The sequence below is a fragment of the Cyanobium sp. T1G-Tous genome (assembly GCF_024345455.1).
In the GTDB taxonomy this organism is placed as follows: Bacteria; Cyanobacteriota; Cyanobacteriia; order PCC-6307; family Cyanobiaceae; genus Cyanobium_A.
Genome location: NZ_JAGQBD010000005.1, coordinates 1 through 14,510 on the forward strand (window position 1 = coordinate 1; position 14,510 = coordinate 14,510).

Genomic DNA, 14,510 nt, shown 5'->3' on the forward strand with positions numbered 1-14,510 from the left:
TGGCGTGATCAGCGGCCTGGCCGGTGCCCTTTTGGCGGAGCGGCTCAGCCGGGGTGATCGTTCTGGTGAAGGGGGCGATGAGGCGGTGCTCAACACCGTGCTGGCTGGCTTTCTAGGTTTAGGGGTGGTGTTGATTCCCCTGCTGCACATCCGGGTCGATCTGGAGGCGGTGCTGTTTGGCGATCTGCTGGCCGCCGCTCCTGCCGACCTGCTGCGCAGCCTGCTGGCCCTGGTGGCGGTGCTGCTGCTGCTCGCCTGGCGCTATCACCACTACGTGTATCTGGGGGTGGATCCCATCGGCGCCGCCAGTGCTGGTTTGCCGGTGCAGCGGCTGCGGCTGCTGCTCACCCTGGTGACGGCCTTCACGGTGGTGAGCGCCATGACCGCCGTGGGGGTGGTGCTGGTGATTGCCTTGATGGGTGCTCCGGCCCTAGTGGCCTTGGCTGGAGCCGCCAGCCTGCGCCAGGCCCTGGGGCGCTCAGCCCTGGTGGGTATGGGGATCAGCGGTGGCGGCTTTCTGCTGGCGATTCAGCCAGCTGTGAACCTGCCGCCCGGCCCCCTGATCGGGGTGCTGTGCATGGGCCTGCTGCCCCTGGCTTCCCTGCAGCACCAGCGCCTTTCAGCCGGCGGGTAGCCACAGGGCCAGGCGCACCGGCTTGGCCAGGGGGTGCAGGCTCAGGCTGCTGCCATCCACCAGCACCGGCTTGGCGTGGCTGCCTGAGCGCAGGGTGAGCAGCAGCTGCTGGCGGGTGGGATCAAACAACATCGGCGCTCCCGGTTCCACCTCCCAGCCCTTCAAGGAGCGTTGCTTGAGCAGTTGGCCGCGGCGATCGAGGGCCAGCATCAGGGGCTGGGATCCCTGGGACCAGTTGCTCACCACCAGCCAGACCCGATCCCCACCCCGGTCGCAGGCGCTGGCCAGGACGGCTTCGCTGCCGATCCAAAGCTGCCGCGGCGGTTGGCCCGGCTCCACCAGCTCTAGGGAGCGCCGGTAGTCGGGCCAGTGACGTACCAGCAGGGCGCGGCCGCTCACGGGGCAGAAACTGCTGAGTTCCCGGCTGCCGGGCAGCAGCTGGCGCCGGTGGGGCTGGCCCGGCAGGTTGTGCAGGGTGAGGCCTTCCAGTTCAGGCACCACCACCCCGCCTCCCTCGGGGAGCAGCTGCATGGGGCCAGAAGCAGAGTGGGGCAGGGGCCATTGGCGCCCCTGGCCGGTACGCACGCTGGTGCTGCCCGGATCCAGGGCGGTGGTGGACGATTGCACCAGCAGGTCGCCGCGTCGGTTGCTGCTCAGGTGGGCAAATAGCAGCGGTGCGTCGTCTAGGGGTTGAAGCCCACCCGCCACGGGTTCGGAGAGGCGCCGCGGTTCGCGCACCAGGTTGTGTTGCTGCAGCGGCAGCAGCCAGAGACGGTGGCTGCCCATGCCATCACCACTGAGCAGGGCCACACCGGCACCGTTGCCGAGGGGCTGCACTTGGGCCAGCTGCGGCCACACCGGGGTCAGTGCCTGCCAGCTGCCATCGCGCCGTTGCAGCTGCAGCTGTTCGCCGCCGGCCACGGGCACCACCGCCAGCAAGCGCGGCCGGGGGTCCCAGAGCCACTGCTGGCGGCCCAGCGGCAGGTTGCGGCTGTCGACCCCTGCCAGCAGCAACCGCAATGGTCCGGGGATGGTTTGGCCTGGAAGCAGCAGCAGGCGCAGGGGGTTGCTTTCCCCCAGCCACGTCCAGGCCAACTGGGGTTGCAGGCTGCTGGAGCCCACCAGGCTGGATCTGCGCATCGGTCGGCTGAAGCGCAGATCTAGGGCCGCTGGACCGGAGCTGGCGCTGCTTGACTCCAGCTCCAGTAGCCGGGGTGGGCGCCGTAGCAGAAGTTGTTGCTGCAGCAAGGCCAGGGCGAGTCCAGCCGCCAGCACCAACGTGATCCGTTGCCCCGTGGCCTTCATGGTTCCAGGGGCCGCTTGGGCCGGGCAATCGGTGTGATTCGCTGCGCTAACACCACACTGCGGCTCTGGCCGTCGCGTTCTTCAATAGCCATGGTGCCCTCCACAGCCAGCCATTGATCCACCCGGGGCGGCCGGCCGGCCGGCCAGCGCACAGGCAGGCCCACCGGGGTGGCATCGGCGAGACAACAGCGCACCAGCAGCCTGGCTAGCTGGGGGGGCTCACCCGGCTGGGGCAAGACAAAGCCGCTGATCCGCACGGGATCACCCGCGTAGAGGCTGGGGTCGGGTTGGCTGCGCAGCAAGCGCACCCAATCGGTGAGGCTGCGCTGGGCTGGCGGCAGCACGAAGCTCAGCTCAGTCTCATCGCCCAGCTCGGCAGGCCGGTTGGCGGTCAGGGTGCTGAAGGAGGGGTTGGGGGGAATGGCCAACACCAGCAAAGCCACTGCGGCGCTCAGCCACCAGATTTTTGGGATGGCTTGGCGTCGCGATGGGGCTGGGCTTTCCTGACCCCTGAGCAGCAGGCCAGCCAGCAGCAGCAAGGCCACACCGCTCAGCGCCACCAGGGGGTGGAAAACGCCGCTGAGCAAGAGATCCAGCCTGCCGCTGAGGCTGCTTTGCAGCAGCACGGCTCCCCACATTCCCAGGGCGAAGGCGCGCATCACAGCCGCAGCAAGTTGACCCATTGCCCCAGCACCAGCACTGCCACCGCTGCGGCGGCACTGGTGAGGGCGATGGCCTTGGGTTTAAACAGCACCCGGAACAGTCCCAGCAGCTTCAGGTCGACCACCGGTCCCAGCACCAGGAAGGCCAGCAGCGCTCCCGGGGTGACCTGGGCAGCGAAGCCCAGGGCGAGGAAGGCATCGACGCTGGAGCAAACCGACACCACCACCGCCAGCAGCATCAGGCTCAGTACAGAGATGGTTGGTGCTCCCCCCACCGCCAGCAGCCAGCTGCGCGGCAGCAAGGTTTGCACCGTGGCGGCGATGGCACAACCCAGCACCAGCAGGGCTGCCAGATCGAGAAATTCGCGGCTGCCGTGCTGGAGCACCTCCTGCAAGGGCGGCCGCGCCACCTTGAGGGGCTGCACCTTGGCGCCGATCGCACCGACAATTCCGCTGCGACGCTCCAGCAGCCCCACCTGGGCCAAGGGCTGGCTCAGCCGCCGTTCTTCGAGCAGCACTGGATCTAGTAATTCGGCCTCGGGCAGCAGGCGCAGCACCGTGGCCAGCAGCACCGACAGCAGCAGGGCTGCTCCAGGGCGGGCCGCCAGCAGCCAGGGCTGGTTGGGGAAGGCGGCCCAGGTGCTGGCCAGCACGATTGGATTCAGCACTGGCGCGGCAAATAAAAAGCCCAGGGCCGTGCCAACTGGGGCGCCACCGGCTAGCAGCCGCCTTGCCACCGGTACATTGCCGCATTCACAAGCGGGCAGGGCAAAGCCAAGGGCGGCACCGGTGAGGGGACCCAGCAGGGGGTGGGCGGGCAGCTGCCGCAGCCAGGCACCTCCAGGCGCCAGCCAGCGGGCCAGGCTGGCGATACCGACGCCAATCAGCAGAAACGGCAGGGCTTCGAGCAGTAGACCCTGAAAAATCGCCCAGGCGGTGGCCAGCTGTGCCAAGAGCAACCCGCAGGGATGGCCATCATGGACGCTGATTCAGGGCCTTTGGCTTTGAGCAGCCGGGGGTGGCTCGAGCTCGGGATGGGTGGCGCAGGGCATCCACAGCGAACCCATCGCATGGACGCCGTTGCAGCCCAGCTGTTTGGCTTTGATCAGGGCTTCCTGCTTGCTTGGGTAGGCGTAGAGGTTTGGGGTATGGGTCCCGCTGGCCGCATGGGGGTGCTGGTGGGGGGTGCTGGCTCCGGGGTTCCAGATACCCATCACATTGACGCCAGCCACCACGATGCCCATGCCCACCACGCAGATGTTGATCACCCCCATGCCCACGGCACCGAGGCTCAGCACGCCCATCGGCACCACCCCAATGCTCACGACCCCCATTGGCACGATGCCGATCGAGATGATGCCCAAGGGGGCGATGCCGATGGCCAGCAGCTTGGGTTTGTCGCCGCACTTGGCCATTAGTGGGCCGGCGTATGGCTGCCATGGCCATCGCCATGTTGGGCGCAGGGCATCCATTTATCGCCCATCTGGTGCGCTCCGGTGCAGTGGAAGTGCTTGGCGGCTTTTTCGGCCGCGGCCTTGCTGGGATATAGCGCCTGAACCCCACCTCCACCTGGGCTGGTCTGGGCCAGGGCGGTAGCGGGCAGCATCAGGGCAGCGGTAAGCAGTTGGAGCAAGCGGCCCATCGGGCGGTGGCGGTTCATTGAGGCGCAAGTTAGGAGCCTCGCGCCCCTGGCCCAGTCATTGCTGGCTTGATGTCAGGGTTTGAACCACCCGGGCAGGGCTTCAAAACAGGCGGCATTTTTCTCGTTTTCCCTCGCCTCCACCTTCCAGCAGCAGCTGCGGCCGCTGTCGCGGCCGTGCAGCAGTTCGTTGGCCCAGCCCCACACCAGCTCGGCGCTGGCCTCCATGCCCACATTGGCCATCACCCGCAGGTCGAGGGCGCCCTGGTCGTGCAGCTGGCGCCAGGTGGAGAGGAGGGGGTCATCGGCATTGGCCAGAAAGGTGTGGTCGAATTGATCTACCAGCCGTGCTTCGAGCTGTTTCAGGCTGGAAAAATCCACCACAAAGCCACAGTCGTCGAGTTCATGGGCCCGAAACCAGAAGCTAAAACTGCGGCTGTAACCATGCACGAAGCGGCAGTGGCCCTGGTGGCGCCATTGGCGATGGCAACAGGGATAACCGCTGAAGGTTTTACTGCAGCTGTAGGCCGGAGTGGGCATGGGTGAGGATCGGGACAGCAGCAGCGCAAGGGCCTTGTCAGCAGTATTTCAGCCCCCAGACCCTCAATTCATTGGGGCCTTGCGCTTCAACGAAGCTGGTTTGATCCCCGCGGTCGCCCAGGACTGGCTCGATGGCGCCGTGTTGATGGTGGCCTGGATGAACCAGCAGGCGATCGAGCACACCCTCGCCAGCGGCGAGGTGCACTACTGGAGCCGCTCGCGCCAGGAGCTATGGCACAAGGGGGCCACCAGCGGCCATATCCAGCAGCTCAAGGGCCTGCGCTACGACTGCGACGCCGACGTGCTGCTACTCAGCATTGAGCAGAGCGGCGATGTGGCCTGCCACACCGGCGCCCGCAGCTGCTTCTACGACAACGGTCCCGAGCCCACGGCCGGGGGGCCATCGGCCGCTCAGCCGCCGGCAGATGTCTGCACCGAACTGATGCGGGTGATCGAAGGGCGCCGCGACCTTCCCGAGCCCGGCAGCTACACCAACAAACTGTTTGAGGGGGGCGACAACCGCATCCTCAAGAAGATTGGGGAGGAGAGCGCTGAGTTTGTGATGGCTTGCAAGGACGACAACGGCGAGGAGATCGCAGGCGAAGCCGCCGACATCGTTTTCCACTTGCAGGTGGCGCTTGCTCACCACGGCGTCAGTTGGCGTCAGGTGCAGCAGGTGCTGGCCGCCCGCCGAGGTGCTCCTCGGCGGGGCTGAGGGCCGCCTCAGCCTGTGCTGAGCATGGCCGCAGCAATCCAAATCACCAGGCCGGTGAGCACAAATCCACCAGTTGCCACGGTGTATTGCCAGATAGCTTGAACCTTTGGTGTGGGCTGGCCTTCCAGCCAGGCTGGGCGCGCCCAGCCGCCACCGTCTGACCAGGGGTTTGATCCTCCAGCGGGTGCGCGCCTGTTCATCGCCTCACGCCAGTAGGAGTTGTAGCGGGGGGCTTGCTGGTTGAAGGGCATGGTGCCTACCGCCTGGCCGGGAAGTACCCGCGAGCGCTGAAAAGGCACCAGGTTGTCGCCGAAGTTGTCGCGGTATTCGTCGGAATTCAGTAGCGCGTCAACAAACTTGGGCAGCCCCTGCTCGGCGATCACGATCGACCAGGCGATCTGTTCAGCTTGGCCATGCACCGGCCGGCCAAATACCCGACCCACCACCTGTTCCACCACCCTGTAATTGCTATTGCAGCGATAAAAATCCCTCTGAAACTTCTCGGAGAGCAGGAGTTGGCGGATGAAGTCGCGGGTGCTGATCTGACCGGAGCGCAGCTGGGATTCCAGCACCGCATCACGGTCCACTTTGAAGGCGTGAAAGTAGATCTGACGGTATGCCTGCTCAATCACGGCATCGGTGGCTGCCGGATCCCGCACCAGGCAAGTGGTGTCGCTCTGGCGGGGGCTTTCCTCACCGGCGGCCAGAAAGCTGCTGACGCGAGCGCTGTTGGTGAGTGGCTTGGTGGCCAGAACGGGCAAGGGCACAGGGGTGAAAAATCCTCAAGGCGAGCAACGTATAAGTTTTTTCAAGCGCTCTTTAAAAGATTCGTTGGATTATCAGACAACTTGACAATCCGCAACATCGCGCAATTAATGGCAGCCAGCCTGGCCCCCTGCTGCAGTTGGCTCATTGCCTGGTAGGCCGGGCTGCTGTTGTAGCCACATGAAAGTGGCCCGATCCCGGGCCGTGAGCTGTAGCACTGGGTTCGCTCCAGGCACGGCCGCCATGGCGTCTTGGGGCCGATCACTGTGCCCCCACATCCCGAAGGCGTGGCCGAGCTCGTGTAGGGCCGTGGCCTGGATGGCGTCCGGTCGCTGCCCAGGGCTGATGCTCACCACAACCCGCGGCTCAATTTTTGGCGGGTCGCCGGGCTTATTCGTCGCCAGAGCTAGCTCGGCGCGGCCATGGCTGGCCCGGCCCCGCTGCAGAGGTGGCCGGCGCCTCAATATCTGTACTTGGGCCGATTCCTTACTTTCACTGCGGTGAATCGTGACCAATTCAGCCCAGCTTGCCAGCGCCGCTTCCACGGCTTGCAGCCAAAGCTGATCCCAGCGGGCAGCAGGCCCGGCCGCTGCGGCGGGCTCGATCCAAACGCACCAATGCTGACGCTTGGGCCAGCCGTGGGGTGTGGGCACTAGCCGCTGGCGATAATCACCAGCAGCTGGTGCTGCGGCCAATCCCCTGGCGGGGAAAAGACCGAGAGCAAGAACTAGGCCGTAAACCGGCAGGCTCGCTCGATTTAATCGCCGGCTTAATCGCCGCAGCATCAGGCAGGCAGGCCGACGCCGCGGGCCATCAAGGTGGCTAGTAGGGGAACCAGGGCAAAGCCCACCAACTCGATATTGAGGATCCAGCCCAGACGGGTGGCTAGAGCCTCGCTCACCTGGGGCAGCTCGCCCTTGCGCAGCGGGATGGCCCAGAGGATGTAGGTGATGGTGGGATAGAGGGACAGGCCGCCCACCCCTAGATAGAGCCCAACCTTCCACCAGAACAGGGGGTTCTCCGTATAAAACTCGCTTCCCTGGCCGAAGTACAGAACCCGCAGAATCCCGCTCACCAGCAAGGCAAGGGCTGCCAGGCCGTACACCACATCGGTGATGACCATCAAGGTGGCATCGGCCTTGTTTGGATTTGGCTTGATCAAGCGCCGCTCCAGCACCAAGGCGCCAAAACAGAGCATGAAGCTCACGTAGTGCACGTAGGCCACCCCAGCGCGGGAGAGCACTTCAGGGGGGATGGCAGCCAAGCCAGGCATTTGTAGTAAGCAGATCCCTGCAACCGTAACCGGCGGCTCAGCTGGCCTGCTGCCTGCTCAAAAGTGAGCTGAAATCAGCAGCCATTATGAAAGTTGAACAATCACGGAAATTGCGAAGGAATTTTGAAAGTCGGAAGCTTTTCTGTTAGTCCGTTTGTGCCTGCTGATTGCCCTTAGGTTCAATTCACTGCTTGGGTGATCCATGGTGAGCTCCTTGAGCGCCTTTTTGGGTGAAATTGGCCGTCATCAGTTGTTGACACCCGAGCAGGAGCTCACCTTGGGTCGCAAGGTGCAGGCTGGCCCTTTTGCAGGAGCGCTGCCGTGATGCCGGTGGCTCGGGACTTGCTTGTGATTTCAATGATCTGGAGCGCTGCACCCTCAAAACCGGTGAGCGGGCCAAAAACCAAATGATCACGGCCAATCTGCGGCTGGTGGTCAATCTGGCCAAGCGCTACCAGAACAAGGGCCTAGAGCTGCTGGACCTAATCCAGGAGGGCACCCTTGGTCTCACTCGCGCCGTGGAGAAATACGATCCCAGCCGCGGGCATCGCTTTAGTACTTATGCCTATTGGTGGATTCGTCAAGGTCTAAATCGCGCCCTATCCACCCAGAGCCGCACCATTCGCATTCCCGTAAATGTGAATGAAAAACTCACAAAATTGCGGGCTGCCAAATCTCGCTATCTCCAGGCCAACGGAGTTGCACCAAGGCCAGCCCAGTTGGCCCAGATGATGCATCTGCCTCAGGCGGAAGTGGAGGATTTACTGGGCTGCGAACTACGCAGCATCACCGTGAGCCTGCAGGGGGTGGTGAAGTCGAAGTCTGATCCCACTGAGTTGGTTGATGTGTTGCCCAGCCCGGAGCTGCCGCCGATGGAGCGCGCTGAGCTTGCCGAGCGCACAGCCACGGTGTGGACCCTGCTCGAACGCGCCAACCTCACAGCCAAGGAGCGCACGGTGGTGATGCTGCGCTTTGGTCTCGATAGCAGCCACGAATGGCGGACCCTGGCAGAGGTGGCCCGCCAGCTCGATTGCAGCCGGGAGTATTGCCGCCAGGTGCTGCAGCGGGCCCTGCGCAAACTGCGGAAAACCGGCATCGATAGCGGTTTGGTGGAGGCCTAGTAGCTGTCGTTTGCTCCTTGAATAAGCAGGTTGGCTGCAGTGCTGCCCGTGACCGAGTTCGTAGATCCGACCTCAGGGGATGCCCCCGCAACGGATGCTCCCGTCGTTGATGCCCAGGTGTTGGAGAGCACCGAGGTGAATGAGGTGGTGTTGCTCAAGTTGTTGCGCCGAGCTGGCCGCACCCTGGCCAGACCAGCCCTTGAATGTCTGGAGCTGTTGCTTGACCCCCAGACGCCTGCACCAGCCAAACTCACTGTGCTGGCTGCGCTTACCTACCTGCTGGTGCCCCTAGATCTGATTCCAGATTTCATTCCGGCGGCGGGCTTCAGCGACGATCTTGTGGCCGTTACGGCGTTGCTTGGTTTGTGCAGTCGCCATCGCACCCCGGCGGTGCAGTTGCGGGCCCAGCGCAGACTGGATCAATGGTTTCCCCTGAACCGCTGATAGCGATGGCCAGCCTCACAGGTGCAGAGCTCGATGATCTGCAGAGCTTTCTCAAAGACTGGCTGCGCCACACCGGACGCACCCAGGCGGATCTCAGGCGCGCCCTGCATGCAGCTTCGATTCGGATGCCCGTCCTGCTTGAGGTGCTGCAACGCACCCACAACAGCGACGGGTTGCCTGGCCTCGCCCAGCAGCTGTGTGGCGTTGAGGAGCTCTGGCAAAACGAAGACGGAGCGGGCCAGAGTGGGGGTGCAGGCCGGCCGGGGTTGGAGGCTTCGCTGGGGCAGCTAGATCTGCTGTTGCAGGAAATTCGCCAAGACCAGCAAACCTGAGCATGGCAGTTCAGAGTGGAGAAATAACAGCCATCGCTTCGATGCAGCTCCCAGGCCTCTCTTTGGCAACCCTTGCCGCCAGCACCTTGCTCACCATGGCTCCGGTCTTGGCCCAGGCTGAAAGTTTTCTTTTGGGCCCGGGCAGTTCCGTGGGGCCATCCACCAAGGTCAAGCCCAAAAATTGCGTCACAGCGGCGGATGGATCCATTACTTGTGACACCCAGCTGGAAAACTCCCCCAGCGACACCCAAGCCCGACCTATCTATGAACAGTTCAAGAATTAATGGGCGACCGTGATCAAAAAACTGCGCCGGCTCTGGCAAGACGCCACCTATCTCCAGCTGGTTGATCGCGGCGAGCAATCCCTGGCCAAGCTGCTCGGCATCGTGCTGCTGGTGGTGTTGGTGGCTGGCACCGTGCAGTTGACGATCGCTGTAACCGCGGCGGTGCTGCAGCCCGATACGCCCTGGCTCGGCAGCAAGATGAATGCGGTTTTGGGCGATCTGCTCACCCTGCTAATTGCGGTGGAGGTGCTCCAAAACGTGACCTCCTATCTGCGCCGTCATGTGGTGCAGATCGAGCTGGTGTTGCTCACAGCCATGACCGCGGTAGCTCGCAAAGTGATAGTGCTGCCCCCCGGGGCTGAAAACAAGCCCCAGCTTCTCGGCGGGCTAGGTATTGCGGTGCTCGCCCTAGCGGCGGCGTTCTGGCTGGTTCGCAGCGTCAACATTCGCCAGCCTCCCGCCAGAACAGGGCCAGCCATACGGTCCCAGGAGCAGGATCCGTAGCGAGGATCCGGTGCCGCCGGTGGGCTGCAATCAGCAGGCTGTCACCTCGGCAGAGCTCTACGGGCAGCTCCTCACCGTCTAGCTCAAGCAGGGCGCTGCCTTGGAGCAGGGTTACCCACTCGTGTTCCTCTTGGTCGTACCAAAAACCCTCAGGACTGGCTGCAAGGCAGGAGTGAATCCGCTCAAGTCGCCAGTTTTTTTGATCCACTAAAACGACGCTGATTTCCTGCCCCGTAGCCGGGCAGGGAGTAGCTAAGAGATTGGCTTCGGCTTGGCGGGGGGGATCGGTTTCACCCCAGCGCCGGCCGATCTCGAAGCCCCGGCTGCGGGCTAGTTCCACCACCGCGTGGTGATCACTGCAATTCCGCAGGGCCTGGCGCAGGGATGGCTCGGCCTCGCTGAGGGCCACGAAGGCATTCAGCTGGCGTACCTTCTCGAGAAATTGCTGCAATTGGGCTTCAGCCATCGCGGCCCCGTTCGCTTTGCTGGCTTAGATCTTTGATCATCCGCCATCGCAGGAAGGATTCACCAGCAAATATCACCTTCTCTTCGGCATCGATCTGCCAGCCGAGATGGAGCAAAAGCGGTTTGGAAAGCTGGCTCGCCTCGGTGTGCAACTGGCGCCACCCCTGTTGCCAGGCGTGGCTTTCAAGGGACTGGAGAATTAGGCGGGCCCTTCCCTGCCGGGAGGATCTGCCGCGGCAGTACAGAAGCGATAGCCGTTGCGGCGGATCCAGCACCCCAAAAGCTTCAATAATGTTTTGGTTGTTGGCTGCGCAGCTGGCCAGGCCATAGCCCCTATGCAGGGCTTCGCGAACAGCATTGCTGGTGTGGGCATGGTTGGCCCATGCCGCAATCTGAGCTTGGCTATAGAGGCCTTTGGCCTGGCTGATCACGGCGTCGTGATACACCGCTGCTACTTGATCGAGATCGACGGGATGCAGCACCCGCAGGTTTTCCATCCCGTTGCTGGGTTCAGCCTGCTTTCTATCACCGCTGCCAGCCAGCATCGAAATGGGCTGAATGTTTAGGAATTGATTTGCCTGGCAAAGCTTGGCAGCTGCAGTTAATGGTGTAAATTCTAAATGTAATTTCCAGGGGCAAACCTCTTAAGCCCCGCCAATTCACCCACCAATCCCCTAAATCGATGCTCACAGGATCAGAACTGCTTGCCAAGGTCAAAGAGCTTGGCGATGTGGGTAAGTCGGAGATCGTCCGGGCCTGCGGCTATGTCTCCAATAAGAAGGATGGCGGCGAGCGCCTTAATTTCACTGCCTTCTATGAGGCCCTCCTTGAAGCCAAGGGCGTTGAGCTTGGCGGTGCTGGCAAGGTTGGCAAGGGCGGCCGCAAACTCAGCTACATCGCTACCGTGCAAGGCAATGGCAATCTGCTGATCGGCAAGGCCTACACGGCACTGCTTGATCTCAAGCCCGGCGATGAGTTCGAGATCAAGCTCGGCCGCAAGCAGATTCGCCTGATTCCCGCCGGTGCCACCGACGAAGACGAAGAGTGATAGTCGCGTCCCCATTTGACGCTGCTTAAGCATCTGTTGATTGTTTACCCCGGCTGGTCCGGGGTTTTTTTTGCCTTGCCGCCTAAGACTCTTTGCTCAGGCGGCTAAAGCGATTTCACTGCCAAGCTCGGCAGCCAGCGCCTGATAGTCATTCGGGTTGCAGGACAGCAGGATCAGTTGCATGCCGTGGTTGGCCCCTCGGCGCAGCATTTGCTGCAGCGCTTGCAGGCGCTGTTGATCGCTGTTGGTAAAGGCGTCGTCGAATATCAACGGCAGGCAATCGTCGTAGGCGGGTTGGAGCACCTCCGCTATGGACAAGCGTAGGGCGGCGGCTAATTGTTCGCGCATGCCTCCACTTAGCTGCTCGAAGCCAAAGCGGTGTGGGCCTTGCTGAAGTTCGAAATTGCCAAACCCACTTTTGGGGTCAAAGTCCAGGCTTGCCTGGTGCCTGCCGTTTTGCAGGTATTGGAGGTAGGGCCCAATGGCCTGCTCTAGCGGTTCGCTGTAGCGCTGGGAGAAATCCTGGCGGCTCTGGTGAAACAGGTTCTGCAACATCTGCAATGCCTGGGTTTGGAGCTCCAGCGCCTCCAGATCTGCCTGGGCCGACTCCCAGGCGGCCTGGCGGTGTTCGACTAATGCCGCTGGATCATCCGAGCTAAGAGTGAGGCAGCGTTGCTCGTTTTGGCCGCGGCTGGTGAGTAGGGCGTCTTTCTCGCCATCTAGCAGGCGAAGGCGCTGCTCGATGGCGCCGCCAGCTGGCAGCTTGTCGAGTATTTCCTTATCCAGGGCGGCCAACTCCGCCTCCTGGATGAGCAGGGCCTGGCGGCTGCTGTTCACCGCATCAGTTAGTTGCTGCGCATCACCGTGACTGGCTTGTAGGGCTAGTTCGCGTTCCGCCAAGGTGCTCAGGGAGCCCGTGAGTTGCTCGAGGTTTCGCTCCAGCTCCTGGCTGCTTCGGCTCTGCTGCTCCAGCTGCTGGCGCCAGCTTGTGCGCTCGGCCTCGGCCTGCTGCTGCCTTTTACTGAGCTCATTAGCTTGTCGCCGCAGCTCTTCGATCCAGGCCTCGAGCTCCGCACGCCCCTGGGGCAGCTCGCCGCGTTCGGTCAGGCTCTGGCGCTGCAATTGATGCTCTGCCAGCCGGCTGAGCAGGCGCTGACGCCTGGGCTCAAGGGCGGCGATCTGCTCTTCCAGGCGACTCCAGGGGATGGAGCTGGCCGCTTGGCGCAGGTTGGCCAGCTCCAGCTCCAGGGCCTGGCGCTGCTGGGCAATTACTTCTGCCGCTTCGCTGTTGGCCACGCCAATGGCGGTCTGCAGCTCGCGCAGGGCCGCGCCGCTTTGCTGCAGGGCAGCTGCAGCTTGGGCGGTTGCCTCCCCTCCTCCAGGGCTGATTCGCAGCCGTACCCCGCAGCCCACCGCTAGCTCGGCGCTGCCATTGAGCTGAGCTGTTTCTCCAGGGGATAGGGTCTGGCCGGCGAGGCTCACGGGCTGATCTGCCTCAATCAAACTGATTGCTGTTGCCATGGCCTGGCTGCGGGCTTCGGCCTGGGCCCATTGCTGTTCGGCCTGCCGCAGGGACTTCACAGCGGCGGCATCGATCGGGGCCAGCTGGGCAAGGCTTTGCTTGCACTGTTCCGCCTGGAGCTGGAGCCGCTGGAATTGTTGTTGATGCTCTTGGAGCTGCTGAGCCTCCCGCTCGAGGTTGGCTAGATCGAGCAGTTGCTGGGCTAGCTCGAGACGCTCGACCTGTTGCTGCTGCTGGTTTTTCAGCTCCTGGCAGGCCTGGTCTGAGCTTTGGCAATTGGCTTCCAAGCTGCGGAATTGCTGTTGCCGGGTGCTGCGTTGCAGCTGGCAGCCCTGCTGCTGCGCCCCTAGTTCGCCCAGCTGCCGCTGCACCGCTTGCAGCTGCGCCTGGGCCTGCTCAAGATTGCTCAGTTGCTGGCGCAGGGGCTCCACCTGGGCTCGCCGCAGCCGTAATTGGGCCTCCAGCTGGAGAGCTCGCTGCAGCTGCGGCCGCTCCTGGGCTTCGATCAATTGCAACCTTTGACCTATTTGACGCAGCTGCTCCATGGCCGCTTCCAGCTCAGCTTGGAGGGCTTGGGCCTGCTCCAGGTTCAGTAGGGCGCTTGAGCAGCGCTGGCGGGCCGCGGCCAGGGTGGAGCCGGCTTTGAGCTTGCCTGTGGCCGTGAACTGCTGGTCGAGCCGGGCTTGCAGCTGCTCGCTGACCAGGCGATCTAGGGGGGATTCCAGGGCTGCGGCCGCCGCGCCCCGCTGCTGCAGTTGCTGTACAAGCTGTTCAACGTCGTAGGCCTCGCTGGGGCTGGCCAGCAGGTTGGTGCCCGCCTCCCCCTGGCGCACCCAGAGGTGGGCCCAGCGCAGCGGCAACTGACTGTGGCGCCTGCCCTCGATTGGCCCATCCACCCCCAGCAGACGGGCCAGCTGCTCCTCCGCCGCCGCCCCCCGCAGGGCCAGGCCAGCATCACTGCTGAGCTGGCAGGTGCCACTTGCCCCGGAAAAGCGCTTGCGTAGCTCCCAACGGGCGCCGGCCACTTCAAAGGCCAGCTCCACCTCGGGCAGGCCGCTGTGCAGGCGGGAGCGCATTTCGTCTACCGCGCGGCCCGTGGCACTGGCCTTCAGGAACAGCACCTTGTGCAGGGCTTCCACCACCGTGCTCTTACCCGCCTCGTTGGGGCCGCCTAGCAGGGTGAAGCGGGGATCAAACTGAAGCTCGAGCTGCTGGTGCAAGCGCACCTGGCGCAGGGTGGCGTGGAGCAGGCGCATA

At 63.5% G+C, this 14,510-nt stretch carries 19 protein-coding genes and 1 pseudogene; 7 read left to right on the plus strand and 13 right to left on the minus strand.

The features are described from left to right. Window positions 1-634, plus strand: a 634-nt coding sequence (locus KBY75_RS04685) for a metal ABC transporter permease (protein WP_255023141.1), incomplete at its 5' end; no start/stop codon positions are given. Here the strand turns inward: KBY75_RS04685 and KBY75_RS04690 are convergent. Genes KBY75_RS04690 through KBY75_RS04715 form a run of 6 tightly spaced genes read right to left on the minus strand, consistent with a single transcriptional unit; the run spans window position 620 to window position 4,780 of the window. Next, window positions 620-1,939 carry a hypothetical protein gene (locus KBY75_RS04690; protein ID WP_255023142.1) on the minus strand — a complete coding sequence of 440 codons (1,320 nt, stop codon included), beginning with the start codon at window positions 1,937-1,939 and terminating at the stop codon, window positions 620-622. The genes KBY75_RS04685 and KBY75_RS04690 overlap by 15 nt on opposite strands. Then, window positions 1,936-2,622: a TIGR03943 family putative permease subunit gene (locus tag KBY75_RS04695; RefSeq protein WP_255023143.1), complete on the minus strand. Its 687-nt coding sequence runs from the start codon at window positions 2,620-2,622 to the stop codon at window positions 1,936-1,938. Before KBY75_RS04695 ends, KBY75_RS04690 begins: the two co-directional genes overlap by 4 nt. Continuing rightward, entirely contained in the window at window positions 2,598-3,554 is a 957-nt protein-coding gene (locus KBY75_RS04700) for a permease (protein WP_255023144.1), read from the minus strand. Before KBY75_RS04700 ends, KBY75_RS04695 begins: the two co-directional genes overlap by 25 nt. 36 nt (window positions 3,555-3,590) lie before the next feature. After that, the gene (locus KBY75_RS04705; RefSeq protein WP_255023145.1) at window positions 3,591-4,016 is read right to left on the minus strand and encodes a hypothetical protein; all 426 of its coding nucleotides are present in this window, start codon (window positions 4,014-4,016) and stop codon (window positions 3,591-3,593) included. Beyond that, a complete protein-coding gene (locus tag KBY75_RS04710) occupies window positions 4,016-4,261 on the minus strand; it encodes a DUF3721 domain-containing protein (protein WP_255023146.1) in 246 nt (81 codons plus the stop codon). Before KBY75_RS04710 ends, KBY75_RS04705 begins: the two co-directional genes overlap by 1 nt. Window positions 4,262-4,315: 54 nt before the next feature. Then, a complete protein-coding gene (locus tag KBY75_RS04715; RefSeq protein ID WP_255023147.1) occupies window positions 4,316-4,780 on the minus strand; it encodes a 6-carboxytetrahydropterin synthase in 465 nt (154 codons plus the stop codon). Here KBY75_RS04715 and hisIE point away from each other — a divergent pair. After that, on the plus strand, window positions 4,779-5,495 hold the full coding sequence (gene hisIE / locus KBY75_RS04720) for a bifunctional phosphoribosyl-AMP cyclohydrolase/phosphoribosyl-ATP diphosphatase HisIE (RefSeq protein ID WP_255023148.1): 717 nt from the start codon (window positions 4,779-4,781) through the stop codon (window positions 5,493-5,495). The genes KBY75_RS04715 and hisIE overlap by 2 nt on opposite strands. Before the next feature lie 8 nt (window positions 5,496-5,503). Here the strand turns inward: hisIE and KBY75_RS04725 are convergent, their stop codons facing one another. The 3 genes from KBY75_RS04725 to KBY75_RS04735 all read right to left on the minus strand — a co-directional run bounded on the left by KBY75_RS04725 (window position 5,504) and on the right by KBY75_RS04735 (window position 7,533). Next, window positions 5,504-6,262: a phycobilisome rod-core linker polypeptide gene (locus KBY75_RS04725; RefSeq protein ID WP_255023149.1), complete on the minus strand. Its 759-nt coding sequence runs from the start codon at window positions 6,260-6,262 to the stop codon at window positions 5,504-5,506. A gap of 105 nt (window positions 6,263-6,367) precedes the next feature. Continuing rightward, a complete protein-coding gene (locus KBY75_RS04730) occupies window positions 6,368-7,045 on the minus strand; it encodes a peptidase (protein WP_255023150.1) in 678 nt (225 codons plus the stop codon). After that, a complete protein-coding gene (locus KBY75_RS04735; RefSeq protein WP_106502844.1) occupies window positions 7,045-7,533 on the minus strand; it encodes a DUF2214 family protein in 489 nt (162 codons plus the stop codon). The genes KBY75_RS04730 and KBY75_RS04735 overlap by 1 nt, the downstream gene beginning before the upstream one ends. A gap of 202 nt (window positions 7,534-7,735) precedes the next feature. On the opposite strand from KBY75_RS04735, the pseudogene KBY75_RS04740 reads away from it, so the two are divergent. From KBY75_RS04740 to KBY75_RS04750, 3 genes and pseudogenes are all read left to right on the plus strand, one after another. After that, window positions 7,736-8,654, plus strand: a pseudogene (locus KBY75_RS04740) (sigma-70 family RNA polymerase sigma factor). Window positions 8,655-8,702: 48 nt separating this feature from the next. Next, window positions 8,703-9,098 carry a DUF1232 domain-containing protein gene (locus KBY75_RS04745; protein WP_254936508.1) on the plus strand — a complete coding sequence of 132 codons (396 nt, stop codon included), beginning with the start codon at window positions 8,703-8,705 and terminating at the stop codon, window positions 9,096-9,098. A gap of 5 nt (window positions 9,099-9,103) precedes the next feature. Next, complete coding sequence (locus KBY75_RS04750; protein ID WP_255023151.1) at window positions 9,104-9,430, plus strand: hypothetical protein; 327 nt, start codon at window positions 9,104-9,106, stop codon at window positions 9,428-9,430. A gap of 10 nt (window positions 9,431-9,440) precedes the next feature. Here the strand turns inward: KBY75_RS04750 and KBY75_RS04755 are convergent, their stop codons facing one another. Further along, window positions 9,441-9,638 (minus strand): hypothetical protein, encoded by a 198-nt coding sequence (locus KBY75_RS04755; RefSeq protein ID WP_255023152.1) that lies wholly within the window; start codon window positions 9,636-9,638, stop codon window positions 9,441-9,443. An 88-nt stretch (window positions 9,639-9,726) separates the two neighbouring features. On the opposite strand from KBY75_RS04755, the gene KBY75_RS04760 reads away from it, so the two are divergent. Beyond that, window positions 9,727-10,218 (plus strand): phosphate-starvation-inducible PsiE family protein, encoded by a 492-nt coding sequence (locus KBY75_RS04760; RefSeq protein WP_255023226.1) that lies wholly within the window; start codon window positions 9,727-9,729, stop codon window positions 10,216-10,218. Here the strand turns inward: KBY75_RS04760 and KBY75_RS04765 are convergent. Both KBY75_RS04765 and KBY75_RS04770 read right to left on the minus strand, forming a co-directional pair. After that, window positions 10,154-10,684, minus strand: a complete 531-nt coding sequence (locus KBY75_RS04765; RefSeq protein WP_255023153.1) for a Nif11 domain/cupin domain-containing protein — start codon at window positions 10,682-10,684, stop codon at window positions 10,154-10,156. The two genes, KBY75_RS04760 and KBY75_RS04765, sit on opposite strands and share 65 nt — an antisense overlap. Continuing rightward, window positions 10,677-11,228: a GNAT family N-acetyltransferase gene (locus tag KBY75_RS04770; protein WP_255023154.1), complete on the minus strand. Its 552-nt coding sequence runs from the start codon at window positions 11,226-11,228 to the stop codon at window positions 10,677-10,679. Before KBY75_RS04770 ends, KBY75_RS04765 begins: the two co-directional genes overlap by 8 nt. 137 nt (window positions 11,229-11,365) lie before the next feature. Between KBY75_RS04770 and KBY75_RS04775 the strand changes: the two genes are divergently transcribed. Next, a complete protein-coding gene (locus tag KBY75_RS04775) occupies window positions 11,366-11,731 on the plus strand; it encodes an AbrB family transcriptional regulator (RefSeq protein ID WP_106502848.1) in 366 nt (121 codons plus the stop codon). 96 nt (window positions 11,732-11,827) lie between these two features. Here the strand turns inward: KBY75_RS04775 and KBY75_RS04780 are convergent, their stop codons facing one another. Next, the gene (locus tag KBY75_RS04780) at window positions 11,828-14,509 is read right to left on the minus strand and encodes an AAA family ATPase (RefSeq protein ID WP_255023155.1); all 2,682 of its coding nucleotides are present in this window, start codon (window positions 14,507-14,509) and stop codon (window positions 11,828-11,830) included. Window position 14,510 lies beyond the last annotated feature (1 nt).